The sequence below is a fragment of the Pedobacter sp. 10L46_2 genome, assembly GCF_056395165.1.
Window position 1 is genome coordinate 1 of sequence record NZ_JBFTIZ010000092.1, and the last position, 13168, is coordinate 13168.

Sequence of the window (13168 nt, forward strand, 5' to 3'; positions counted from 1 at the left end):
ATATTATGGGTCGGCTTTGCTACCATTTTAACCTACAGCATATTTTCGTTAAACTGATTAATCAGATCGCCTTTATGAAATAAAACTCCTATTTTTATGAGCCATGCTTATAAAAAGATTACTCTTCCTTTTTCTATTTATAACCGCATTAAATGTAAATGCGCAAAAGGTAGGCTTGGTACTGAGTGGCGGTGGGGCCAAGGGGCTTGCCCACATAGGCATATTAAAAGCACTCGAAGAAAACAATATCCCAATTGATTACATTACCGGAACTTCTATGGGTGGCATTGTTGGTGCAATGTATGCAGCGGGGTATTCGCCAACCGAAATAGAGAAAATAGCTTTAAGCAGCAATTTTCAGGATTGGGTAAGCGGAAGATTCAAGAGCGATTACAGCTTCTTCTTTCAGAAGAAAAACATTAACCCCTCAATAATTACAGCAAAGCTCTCTGTCGACTCTAATTTAAGATTCAATTTCAGGTCAAATCTGGTAAATGATATCCCTTTAAACTTCGCCCTGCTAGAGCTCTTTGCCCAGGCATCAGCTATTTCAAAAGATAATTTCGACAATCTGTTTGTCCCTTACCGCTGCATGGTATCTGATGTGTTGTCGCAAAATAGCATAACCGTAAAAAAAGGCAGTTTAGCCGATGCCGTTAGAGCAACCATGACTGTCCCTTTGATTTACCGACCTATAAAATTAGACGACAAGTACGTTTTTGATGGCGGTCTGTATAATAATTTTCCGGCCGATGTAATGAGAGATACTTTTAATCCTGATGTAATTATTGGCTCAAATGTATCTTCAAAAAACTTCAATGAATACCCTAAAAACAATGATGAGCGGTTAATGAACCGCCTAATGGTTTTTATGTTTCTTTCTAAATCAGACTCTACCCTTATTGGCCCAAATGGTATTTATATCCAGCCAAACCTAAGGGGGTATACTTCAACCAATTTCAACCCGGTAGAGGAACTGATAAAACAAGGCTATGATGCAACCATTGCCGATATGGACCAGATCAAGAAAAAGATAAGCAGACGCATAACCACAGGAGATCTGATGATTAAAAGAACTCAGTTCAACAATAAAAAACCCAACCTGCTTTTTAGCGGCGTAACCGTATCCGGAGTAAATGCTCAGCAAAAAAAATACATCGAGCGTCTTTTCAAAAGAGATCAAAACACCTTTGACCTTGATGATATTAAGCAAGGCTATTACAAACTTGTAGCAGATGAAACCTTTGAAACCATTTACCCCAAGATAACGTACAACCCGGTGTCGGACAGTTATAATTTCGAAATTGTAGCCAAACCACAAAAAAGCTTTAAAATTGACTTTGGGGGGAACATATCCACCCGACCAATCAGTAATGTATTTCTTGGAATGCAGTACAACTACCTAAACCAGAAATCGTATACTTTTGGCACTAACTTATATTCGGGGCGGTTTTACGAATCTATACAAGTAAATGGAAGGATAGATTATCCTTCTCGTTTACCATTATTCCTTGCTATGGAAATGACCTATAATCACTTTGACTACTATAAAACCAGTTCTATTTTTATTGAAAACCCTCATCCTACATATATTGAGCAGACAGATAGAAAAATAGATTTAAAGATCGGTTTTCCGCTAAACCGGAATACCAAGGTAACACTGAATACTGCCTTTATTAACAATTACGATGGCTATAGTCCGAATAACACCTTTGAGATTGGGAATAAATTAGACAAAACTGTGTTCAATGCTTCCAGATCTACCTTTGCTTTTGAACAGTACACCTTTAATCGCAAGCAATACGCCAATAAGGGCCGTAATTTCCTGTTAAGTCTGAATTATTTTGCAGGGAGAGAGAGCTACACACCCGGCAACATTACCGACGGTTTAACAGAATCTGCGGAACTTGTGGCAAGCAAAACTGAAGTAAACAGAAAATACCGGCAATGGTTCAATTTAAAGGTTAGCGATGAAAATTACTTCCTCGCAAAACATAAATATTCTTTAGGATACCTACTCGAAGCTGTAATTTCAAACCAGCCTTTATTTTCTAACTACTACTCTACTATACTTGCTTCGCCTGCATTTTATCCATTGCAAGACAGCAGATCTGTATTTTTAGAAAACTTTAGGGCCACCAGTTACTTTGCAGGAGGAATTAAAAACGTATACAGCATTAAAAGAAATCTTGACTTAAGAGTTGAAGGTTATGTGTTTTTGCCATATCAGAAGTTTGAGAAGGTAGGCTTCCAGGGAATAGACCGTATGAAACCGCTTACCAAATGGCAGTATGCGGCAACTGCAGGGCTGGTGTACCATACCCCGGTTGGGCCTATAAGTTTTAGTTACAATTTATATGACGACCCGATAAAAAGAAACGGGGTTTTACTACATTTGGGGTATCTGATTTACAATAAACGATCTATAGAATGAGAAGAATATATTTGTTGATATTGCTGTTGGTAATGTGTGTTTCCGGCTTTGCTCAAAATGCAGACATCAATAATTTTATAGTTAAAGAGAGCCTGCTCAAAAACAGCAAGCTTGCCATTATAGCAGCTGATTCTTTAGATATACCTATAGAAAAGATTAATGGCACTTACACTTTTAGTGTAAGCGGTTTTACCCAGCCTATTAAATTTAATGGAGGTGTTGGTGTGCTGCCATTACAATTGGAACGGTCGGCCTTTGTATATATAAAACATCAGAACGATACTGGCACCCACAGCAAACTTTTATATGTTCATAAAAAGGACGGCACCTTAACTCCGTATGTGATCAACAGTATGTGGTTAATATTATTCCCTGCACTGATCATCTTTTTGGCTTTTGCATTTAGGAAGTTCATTATAGCTGCAGTGATTATCCTTTTAATATTCATCTACTTTAATCACAGCAACGGTTTAAACCTGTCTACTTTCTTCGAGACTATATTTGATGGCTTAAAGCGAATGTTTTAAGCAGAGCGCTTAAAAAGGCATTCCTATACCAAAATTGTATTGCACAAAGCGATACCTTTCCGGACTATGGGTAAGGTAATAATCGTCTTTAAACTTCTTATTTCCAGTAAAGAATCGTTTGAACATCCATTGATCGGAACCTTCAAACTGTGGGTCTTTAAGTTTTAAACCCACATCAAACCTAAATACAAAGTACTGCACATCGTACCTGAAACCCATACCAGTGCCCAGGGCAATTTGACTGCCCAGTTTTTTGAAATCAAAATAGGTAGATGGCGTACCGGTTCTGGTCACATTCCATACGTTACCGGCATCTAAAAACACAGCACCTTTCAATTTGGCTCCAAAAAACTTATTCAAGAGTTTATATCTGTATTCTAAATTCGCCTCAATATGCAGCTCGCCAAGCTGATCAAGGCCATATAATGCTCTTCTTAAGGTATCAGTATCAAGCGCCTTTCCCCTATCATAATTTCCAGGCCCCAGGGTTCTGGCCTGCCAGGCCCTAATGCCGCTTGAACCTCCTGCGAAGAACAATTTCTCGAACGGGACCGAATTAGAGTTACCATAAGCATAGCCAATTCCGCTGTTTAAACGGGCAACAAACTGTTTCTCTCCCCCAAGGTTTTTATACCAGCGCAAATCTATCTCCGGCCGCATATATTGGTTAAACGGCAATCCAAATATTGTAGCATATACACTATCTTTCAGATTAGCTTTATTACCAGTAAGACTTGTTGCCAGTTGTAACATGTTACCAGCTAAATCCATGCTTCCCCTAAAATAAATAAAGCTTTCATTTGTCAGCAGTTTATCGGCATTTAGGGAATATGTGTATTTGATACCAAGGGTGATATCTCTTCTGTCTAACAATAAAAGATTATAAAAATTCTTAAGTAACTCTCCTTTATTATTTGGATCTTCAGCATCAAAAAGAAGTCCTCCAAATCTATACTCAAAGTTTAAAGGGGTCACAGAATGGTATTTAGATTTCGATTCTACAAATTCGTAAGTTAGCGAACTAAGAAATACATGGCGTTCAAAAAAACTTTTTTGCTGTGCATATACGTAACTGGTAGAGAATATGGTATGTGGCATACCACCTCTTCTGCCCGGTCTGGCAGTAATAAACGGCAACATTAATCTGGGAACGGTCAGATTAGCACTAATTGAAAAATCGCGCTGATAAATATCCTTGAATATTGAATTCCCCTGCCCAATTCTGGATTGCAGTCCTCCTTTAACCTGAAATTCAAATCGTTCGGCCCCGCGGAACATGTTGTTGTTTGTATACGTATTTGATAAAGTAAAACCAACAGTACCGGCATTAAAAGGCACCTCCCCCTCTACCCGGTTGCTCATTATTTTTTGAGGAATTAACTGGATAACCGGGAACACTTTATTGACACTGTCTTTTGGCCTGTTATAATCTATCTTAACATTTTTAAAAACGTTAAGCTCATACATACGATCATAGGTAAGGTTCTCATTGTAGATATTATAAATCTCGCCCTGATGAAGAAAGTTATACCGTACTATAGGATTCCTCCGAAACTTTTTAGAGAGGTCGGTATACCTTAAACCCCTAAAAACCTTATCGTTCATGTTAAGCGTATCAGGAAAACCATCTGCATTTGGGGCAATAATTACGTTGGTCTCACCAATATAAAACTGCTCATGCTTGGGTTTATCCTGAGGGTTATCTATAATCAGAGTAACATTAGCCTTGCTGGAATTTAAGTTCGAATCGACCTCGTATTTTACGTATGGCCTCGCGAAATCGAAATAGCCCTTCTCCTTCATCACAGTATAGATTCGATCACGTTCGTGGGCTAAAGAATCATCATCATACCTCATCCCCTCTTTCAGAAAAGTTTCAGCGGCCCTACTTTCCATGTAGAATTTATTAACAAGTTCATCAGCGATTTCATACTTTATTTTATTGACATGAAAAACAGGCCCCGGACTTGCCTTAAAAAAAACATCAGCACGTTTCTTTTTAACCTTTATCTCTGATTTTACTTTCGCCATAAAATACCCTTTGCTCATCAGAAATCTTTCAATTTGACCGCGGGAGATCTCTACCAATGCACTATCAAGAATTGGAGGAGGCGTACCAAGCGGTTTTATATTGGAAGTTTTATAACGGCCATCTTTAGTATTGAACATGTTATAAATAATAACATTGATACCAATTGTAGATGTGGGCCTGATATCTTTTTGAATATAATTGAGTGCTTCTTCCTCAAAAGCTTTATCTATGCTGTCAATTTCTACATTTTTAACAATAGATTGGTAGTCCGCAATATATTTTGTTGAGGAGCATCCCGTAACAAAAACCAGAATAAATAGTAATATTGCATGAAAATGGACATTCCTTTTATTATTATAGTATGCTTTCAAAATCTCAGATAGGGTTTATAAAATCGTTACATCAAAAAAAGTACCGTAAAGAAAATGGGATATTTATTATTGAAGGTATAAAATCTATTGTAGAGTTTATTCAATCTTCATACCAAATACATAGCATTTATTATCTGGCTCAATATCAGTCTTTACTGCCCAATTTGCCTGCAAATATAAAGTTATTTGAAATAAACAACGCCGAACTGGATAAGATTAGTACTTTACAAACTCCGCAAGGTGTACTGGCTCTTGTACACATCCCTAAAAGCCGCAGTTTTGATATAAGTAGTCTAAAAGGATCATTTTCTTTGGTGCTTGATGGAGTTCAGGATCCGGGTAATCTGGGTACTATTATTCGCACAGCCGATTGGTTTGGGTTTAAACAGATTATATGTTCTAACAACACCGTTGAAATTTATAACCCAAAAACAGTACAGGCTACAATGGGATCTTTGAGCAGGGTAAATGTTTATTACGAAGAACTTTCTGGATTTTTAAAAGATATTAAAGTACCTATTTTTGGTGCAGTTCTTAATGGAACGAGTATTTATGAAACAAAATGGGGAAATGAAGGCATCGTGATTTTGGGTAATGAAGGACAAGGGATAACACCCGAAATCATAAATTTAATTACCAATCCGGTAACAATACCAAGGGTTGGAGAGGCTGAGTCATTGAACGTTGCAATATCGGCAGCAATTCTTTGTGCAGATATTAATAGAAATTTGCAGAAATAAATTGCATAATAAGTATTATTTACTATTTTTGCAGCCTGAATTTCAGTAGGGTCGAGTGGCCGAGTGGCTAGGCAGAGGTCTGCAAAACCTCCTACAGCGGTTCGAATCCGCTCTCGACCTCAAGATTTATAATAAATAAAAAAAGATTAACATGGCAGTTACCAGATTAAAAAGAAAAGACAGAAGAAATAAAACTTTCGCAAAATTAGATGTGAAAAACTTAAAACTTGCTACTAACATCGAATTGGGTAGCCGTTCACGTCAATCTACAACAGATCAGTTAGCTAAAAACAACGCGGTCTTATTAAAACTTACTGCTAAAGCATAAGTTTCTTTTCTAAAAAGAAATTAGAGCATCTCTGAAAAACAGGGATGCTTTTTTTATGCTCATTTTTTAAACGACTTTCAGACGACTCTTAACGACTTTGAAAAGACTCTGAACGACCTTTATCATTAACAAGGCATGCCTATGTCGTTTTAGGATCGCACAAAAACCGGAGAAGGGATTATCTTAACAGCTCTTTACAAATCCTTTTGATTAGCCCTGGGCCTTCGTAAATGAAACCGGTATACAGTTGAACTAATGAAGCACCTGCATCAAGCATATCCCGTGCATCTTTAGGAGAATGAATCCCACCTACGCCAATTATTGGAAATGCTTTGTTTGACTTGGTAGATAAATACCTAACCACCTCAACAGAACGATGTGTTAGTGGCTTACCACTTAAACCACCCATTTCGCTCTTAAGCGGCTCCGGACTTTGCAGGCTACTTCTATCTATAGTTGTGTTGGTAGCAATTACTCCCGCGATACCTGTAGTCATTACAATTTCAACAATATCGTCCAATTGTTCATTGGTAAGATCGGGTGCTATTTTAAGCAGAATTGGCCTGCTGATGTTATTCTTATTATTGCGTTGCTGTAAAGTATTTAACAGCTCCATCAATGGTTCTTTTTCTTGTAAAGCCCTTAATCCCGGAGTATTTGGAGAGCTTACGTTTACTACAAAATAATCGACTACGTCAAATAAGCGGTCAAAGCATTTTATGTAATCACTTAATGCATCCTCATTTGGGGTATTTTTATTTTTACCAATGTTACCACCTACAACAATATCGCTATTTTTACTTTTTAACAGCCTTAGCCTTTCAGCAAGTGTATCTACACCTTTGTTGTTAAAACCCATTCGGTTGATAATTGCGCTATCATCTTCCAGGCGGAACATCCTTGGCTTATCGTTACCAGGCTGCGGCAATGGAGTTACAGTACCTACCTCAATAAATCCAAACCCAAGATCACTTAGTGCCTCTATGTACTCACCGTTTTTATCGAAGCCGGCGGCTAAGCCTACAGGATTCTTAAATTTGATACCAAAAACTTCGCGTTCAAGACCTTTAATGTTCACATCAAAGCTTCCTCTGAGGATAGTTTCGCCAAGCGGAAAGTGTTCATGAAACCATTTCAGTCGCTTAACGACGAAATAATGCACTTTTTCGGGGTCAAATTGAAAAAATATAGGCTTAATTAAACGGTACATGGGACGAAGATAGGAATTTGTTTGTATTTTTGCAGCCACATGATTTCGATAAACGACTTAACATTCCTGATAGGCTCCAGAGCCTTATATGATGAGGCAAACTGGCACATTAAACCGGGCGACCGCGTTGGGCTAATTGGTGCCAATGGAACAGGAAAATCTACACTTTTAAAAATAATAGTAGGTGAGTATGCTCCTTCTTCGGGTACTATTTCTATGTCTAAAGACTTAAAAATAGGTTACTTAAACCAGGATTTACTTTCTTACGATTCTCACCATAGTATATTACACGTTGCAATGGAGGCTTTTGAACGCCAGAACCAATTGCACGATGAGATTGAGGTATTACTTAAAAAAATAGAAACAGATTATTCTGAAGAGGTTTTAAATAAACTGAGCGATAAGCAACAGGAATTTGAAGCTTTAGATGGATACAATATAGAATATAGAGCTAATGAGATTTTAGCTGGTTTGGGTTTTAGTACCCAGGATCAGTTAAGACCGCTAAATACCTTTTCGGGAGGTTGGCGCATGCGCGTTATGCTTGCCAAAATTCTATTGCAAACACCTGATATTTTATTACTTGATGAGCCTACCAACCACATGGATTTACCGTCTATTAAATGGTTAGAAACTTATCTTGGTACCTTTGAAGGTGCTATTGTAATTGTTTCTCACGATAGGTATTTCCTGGATAAGGTAGTAAACAAAACTGTTGAATCGCGCAAAGGAAAACTAACTTCTTATGCCGGTAATTACAGTTTCTACCTTGAAGAAAAAGCACTGCGCGGTGAAATTCAAAAAGGAGAATTTAAAAATCAACAAGCTAAAATTAAGCAGGAAGAGCGTTTAATTGAACGTTTTAAAGCAAAAGCTTCTAAAGCTAAAATGGCTCAGTCGAGGATGAAAGCCTTGGATAGAATGGAGCGTGTGGAAGACGTGGATGATGACAATCCTACTGTAAACTTCCAGTTTAAATTCTCTAAACCATCTGGCCGTCATGTAATCAGAATTGAAGGCGCCACAAAAAGCTACCCTAATGTAGAGATTCTTGAAAATGCAGAAGGCGTGATTGAAAAAGGCGATAAAATTGCTTTGATTGGTGCTAACGGTAAGGGTAAATCGACCTTGCTTAGAATTATAGCAGGTGCCGAAGGCTTTACAGGTAAATGCGAAACAGGTCATAATGTTACTACTACATTTTTTGCTCAGCATCAATTGGAGTCGTTACACCTTGAGAACACCATTCTTGAAGAATTGCAGGCCTTTGCACCTAAACATACCGACACGGAATTGCGTGGTATATTAGGATGTTTTCTTTTCACCGGTGATGATGTTTTCAAAAAGATCCRTGTATTGTCGGGAGGTGAAAAATCAAGGGTTGCTTTAGCTAAATCGCTAACAACTGACTCTAACTTCCTGATCCTGGATGAGCCGACCAACCACCTTGACATACAATCTGTAAACATCCTGATTCAGGCATTACAGCAATATGAAGGTACTTTTATTGCGGTATCTCACGATAGGTATTTCTTAGATAATGTTGCTAATAAAATTTGGTTCATAGAAGACAAGGACATTAAAGAATATCCGGGAACATATGCTGAATACGAAGAATGGAATAGCAAAAGACCTCCTGCAAAACCTTCCAGTGTTCCTGTAAGACCTGATAAAGAGGTAAAAGAAGTTAAAAAGGCCTTAGAAGAAAAACAACCTGCTACTCCAAACAGTTTGCAACAGCTTAAAAAGCTAAATGATCAACTGAAAAAAATTGAGGTTGAGATTGCAACTTTTGAATCGGATGTTAAGTCTATAGAAGCCGAGATTGCTGATGAAGCAATTTATTCGGATGCAGGTAAACTTGCTGAAACAAATAAAAAATATTTAGCTGCCAAGCATAAGTTGGATACTGCCCAAAATACCTGGGAAGACCTCGCTTCTGAAATAATGGAACTAGAARGTAAATGATAAAACCTGCAGGATTATTTTTTTTGCTGTTGTTAAGTATACAAATTGCTGTTGCACAAAATCAGCAATTTGTATATGAAAACAAGGTGTACCAACCTACAATAAAGACGGTACAATGTTACAACTCGCAACAAGAACAATCTCTGCCTGTAATTGCTCTGAAATCAAATGAACGATTGGTGTTTTCATTTGACGACCTTAATGCCGGAAGCAAAAATTACTGGTATACGGTTGAACATTGCACTTCAGATTGGAAATCATCCCGCTTATCGACCATAGATTATCTGGAAAGCTTAAGTGAGGATAGGATAACCGAGTATAAATACTCATTTGGAACTATCCAAAAGTACACACATTACCAACTGACTTTACCGAATACTCAGATCAGGCCTAAAATTTCGGGCAACTATATTTTAAAGGTGTATGAAGAAGGTAACCAGCAAAAACCGGTTATTTCTCAGCAGTTTTATGTGGTAGATAATGTGGTAAATATTGGCGTAGATGTAGTGGCCAGTTCACAGGTATCGCTGCGTTTTAGCAACCAGAAGGTCAACTTTACTATTTTACATCAAATGCCTATTCAGAATCCCTATACGGATTTGAAAGCGATAGTGATGCAGAATGGAAATCCGCAGACGGCAATTATAAATACAAAACCGAACTTTATTAAGCCTGGCACATTGGTTTATAACGAGGTAAACAGCAACGATTTCCCGGCAGGTAATGAGTTCAGAAAGTTTGATATCCGTAGCTTACGGTATAAAGGCGATAATGTGCAGGAAATTATAAAGGATACAACCACAAGCGTGGTGCTTTTTCCGGACATCAATACCAGCAAGGCGAAATACAGCAACCTGGTTGATGAGAATGGTAGTTTCTTTATCAGAAACAAAGAAGGCAGCGATGATCCAACAGAAGGTGATTACGCGAATGTGATGTTTACCTTAAATGCGGTACCCCCTACTCCTAATGGAGACGCTTATGTTGTTGGCAGGTTTAACAATTATGTTTTAAACGAGGCCAGTAAGCTTAACTTTGAATCTTCGCGTAAACGTTTTTACGGAAACATATTGCTTAAACAAGGGCTTTATGATTATAAATATGTTTGGTTAAACAAGGATACTGGAAAAATTGACCAGGCAATTTTTGAAGGTTCATTCTTTGAAACTTTAAATACGTACCAGGTATTTGCCTATTATAAAAAACCGGGTATGCGTTGGGAAGAATTAATTGGATATTCCAATGTTGGCAACGTAAAGCGTTAATCAGTTTTTAACACCCAAACTGAAACACTTTTCTGGGCACATAGAAATGCTGCCCATCCCTCTTCATTTACTACCACTTCTTCAGTTATGTTACCAAGTGCATCTGTAAAGGTTTTATTGGCGTGTTTAACACCCATTTCCATGTTTTTAATTCCTGCACCACTGTTACTCATAAGCACCGCAATACCAGAACCTGGATTTTCATCTTCGCCTGCCCTTGTCCACCCTATGCAATTTTGATGATCCAGATAATCGCGCTGAACACCATAAGAAAGATCTTTACGAACCGTACACAGCTTTGGTAATTCGAACACCGCAGAAAGCTCTATTTCTACTTCGTTTCCATTGTGGTCTTTATCTTTATATGCGCTGCCGTAAAGATCGGGATAGAATAAGCAAGGCATGCCCTGCTCACGTAAAAGAATAAGTGCATATGCCAAAGGACGGAACCACGGGGCAACAAATGATTCCAATGCCTGCAAAGGCTGCGAATCGTGGTTATCAACAAATGTGATTGATAAGTATGGATTTATCAACGTAAGTGTTCCTTCAAAAATATTACTGAGGTCGTATGCTTCCCGCTGCTGACTGGCAACATATAAATTTTGATGCAATACCGAATCGAAGAGCTTCATGCGGCCTTCGGTAAGTTCAATGTAAGATTTAAGTTCTTCTACATTATCAACCACCCAGTTCTCACCTACTATAAAGAATTCCCTTTTAAAAGTACTCTTCATATGGTCAATCCATTCATTTAAAAATTTATGGGAGATGTGTTTGACGGCGTCCATTCTAAAACCATCCATTCCACAGGTGTTATAGTACCACTCGCCCCATTCCTTCAGTTCTTGCCTCACGGCGGGATTTCTTGATTCTATATCGTTAAACATCAGGTAGTCGTAATTGCCGTGTTCTTTGGAAGGAACATCTTCCCAACCCTCTCCAAATTCGTTCTGAATTGAAAAAATCCCTCCTTCTTGCAGGTTAGCGGCAAAATCGAGCCCGCTGAAACAATGGTAATCCCAGATAAAACTTGAATATTTACCTTTTCGGCCTGGAAATGTAAATTTAGTCCATGCTTCAATTTCTATAACAGGCGAAATAAACTCTTTACGATTCAGGTCGTTTACTTTCCGCACTTTTATCTTTTCCAGCTCATCTCCACCGGCCTTATGATTAAGCACCACATCGGCAATAGTTGCTATGCCGCTTGCTTTTAGTGCATTAATTGCACTTAAGTATTCTTCTTTAGTTCCGTATTTGGTAGCTACACAATCTTTTTGATCAAACTCGCCAAGATCGAAAAGATCGTAGGAATCGTAACCTACAGAAATATCTCCTGAGGTTGCTTTATAAGCTGGCGGTAGCCAAAGGCCTGTAATTCCGAGTTCAACAAATGTTGGCACCTCTTCGGCAACCCTAATCCATAGCTTAACGTCTTCTTGATAATACCAGTGAAAATATTGTATCAGCGTTTGATTTTTCATGCCGTACAACTAAGATACAAAATCATCAAGAAACCCAAAGCTAGTTGACTCCTTTTATCTCGTAAAAGTGATTATGTTGAATTTTGTTTACTTTTGCCTGAGATGAGTACAAAAGTAAAAAGTCCGAAGGATTCCTTCACCATAATGAATGAGTTGGTATTGCCCAACGATACCAACACGCTTAATAACTTAATGGGGGGCAGATTATTGCATTGGATGGATATTGCTGCTGCAATATCGGCTCAAAAACATTGCAATAGAATTGTGGTTACAGCTTCTGTAGATAATGTATCATTTAAACAGCCTATAAAACTTGGGGATGTAATTACGATTGAGGCTAAGGTTACACGCTCATTTAATACTTCTGTTGAGGTAAGACTGGATGTTTGGGCAGAAAATATTCCTTCGGGAAGCAGGGTAAAATCAAATGAGGCTTACTAYACTTTTGTAGCGGTTGACCAAAGTGGAAGAACTATTCCTGTTCCGGAATTGAAACCTGAGACTGAGGAAGAAATCGAATTATTTGCCGGGGCTTTAAGAAGAAGACAATTGCGGTTGATATTGAGTGGAAAGATGTTGCCAAATGACGCTATTGAGTTGAAAGCCCTTTTTTTTAAGGAGTAAACAATAACAGCAGGAATGCTGTTATTAAATAAATAGGAAAAATGACGACGTACACTACACTGATTATTTTAAGCGGCCTGGTCATCTTCTCTTATTTATTTGACCTTGTTGCCAGTAAAACTAAATTACCTTCTGTACTGCTGCTATTGCTTTTAGGAATAGGCCTGCGCGTACTTGTAGAT

10 protein-coding genes and 1 tRNA gene are annotated in these 13168 nt (G+C 38.1%); 8 read left to right on the top strand and 3 right to left on the bottom strand.

What is annotated here, in order from left to right; genetic code table 11:
- Nucleotides 1-103 precede the first annotated feature (103 nt).
- On the top strand, nt 104-2434 hold the full coding sequence (locus AC1DDX_RS12180) for a patatin-like phospholipase family protein (RefSeq protein WP_172659510.1): 2331 nt from the start codon (nt 104-106) through the stop codon (nt 2432-2434).
- The gene (locus AC1DDX_RS12185) at nt 2431-2961 is read left to right on the top strand and encodes a hypothetical protein (protein ID WP_172659509.1); all 531 of its coding nucleotides are present in this window, start codon (nt 2431-2433) and stop codon (nt 2959-2961) included. The genes AC1DDX_RS12180 and AC1DDX_RS12185 overlap by 4 nt, the downstream gene beginning before the upstream one ends.
- A gap of 9 nt (nt 2962-2970) precedes the next feature.
- Here the strand turns inward: AC1DDX_RS12185 and tamL are convergent, their stop codons facing one another.
- Nucleotides 2971-5364, bottom strand: coding sequence for a translocation and assembly module lipoprotein TamL (gene tamL, locus AC1DDX_RS12190; RefSeq protein ID WP_172659508.1), 2394 nt, complete (start codon nt 5362-5364; stop codon nt 2971-2973).
- Between tamL and AC1DDX_RS12195 the strand changes: the two genes are divergently transcribed.
- From AC1DDX_RS12195 to AC1DDX_RS12205, 3 genes are all read left to right on the top strand, one after another.
- Nucleotides 5355-6104 (top strand): TrmH family RNA methyltransferase, encoded by a 750-nt coding sequence (locus AC1DDX_RS12195; RefSeq protein ID WP_172659507.1) that lies wholly within the window; start codon nt 5355-5357, stop codon nt 6102-6104. The genes tamL and AC1DDX_RS12195 overlap by 10 nt on opposite strands.
- Before the next feature lie 49 nt (nt 6105-6153).
- Nucleotides 6154-6224: transfer RNA gene (locus tag AC1DDX_RS12200), tRNA-Cys, on the top strand.
- A 31-nt stretch (nt 6225-6255) separates the two neighbouring features.
- The gene (locus AC1DDX_RS12205) at nt 6256-6432 is read left to right on the top strand and encodes a hypothetical protein (RefSeq protein WP_048907043.1); all 177 of its coding nucleotides are present in this window, start codon (nt 6256-6258) and stop codon (nt 6430-6432) included.
- Between the two features lie 178 nt (nt 6433-6610).
- Here AC1DDX_RS12205 and AC1DDX_RS12210 read toward each other — a convergent pair whose 3' ends face one another.
- Nucleotides 6611-7642 carry a quinone-dependent dihydroorotate dehydrogenase gene (locus AC1DDX_RS12210; RefSeq protein WP_337716393.1) on the bottom strand — a complete coding sequence of 344 codons (1032 nt, stop codon included), beginning with the start codon at nt 7640-7642 and terminating at the stop codon, nt 6611-6613.
- 39 nt (nt 7643-7681) lie between these two features.
- On the opposite strand from AC1DDX_RS12210, the gene AC1DDX_RS12215 reads away from it, so the two are divergent.
- On the top strand, nt 7682-9610 hold the full coding sequence (locus AC1DDX_RS12215; protein ID WP_477622089.1) for an ABC-F family ATP-binding cassette domain-containing protein: 1929 nt from the start codon (nt 7682-7684) through the stop codon (nt 9608-9610).
- On the top strand, nt 9607-10875 hold the full coding sequence (locus AC1DDX_RS12220) for a type IX secretion system plug protein (RefSeq protein WP_337716391.1): 1269 nt from the start codon (nt 9607-9609) through the stop codon (nt 10873-10875). Before AC1DDX_RS12215 ends, AC1DDX_RS12220 begins: the two co-directional genes overlap by 4 nt.
- Here the strand turns inward: AC1DDX_RS12220 and AC1DDX_RS12225 are convergent.
- Entirely contained in the window at nt 10872-12362 is a 1491-nt protein-coding gene (locus AC1DDX_RS12225; RefSeq protein WP_172659503.1) for an alpha-amylase, read from the bottom strand. The genes AC1DDX_RS12220 and AC1DDX_RS12225 overlap by 4 nt on opposite strands.
- Before the next feature lie 102 nt (nt 12363-12464).
- Here AC1DDX_RS12225 and AC1DDX_RS12230 point away from each other — a divergent pair, with 102 nt between their 5' ends.
- A complete protein-coding gene (locus AC1DDX_RS12230) occupies nt 12465-12986 on the top strand; it encodes an acyl-CoA thioesterase (protein WP_172659502.1) in 522 nt (173 codons plus the stop codon).
- Nucleotides 12987-13168 lie beyond the last annotated feature (182 nt).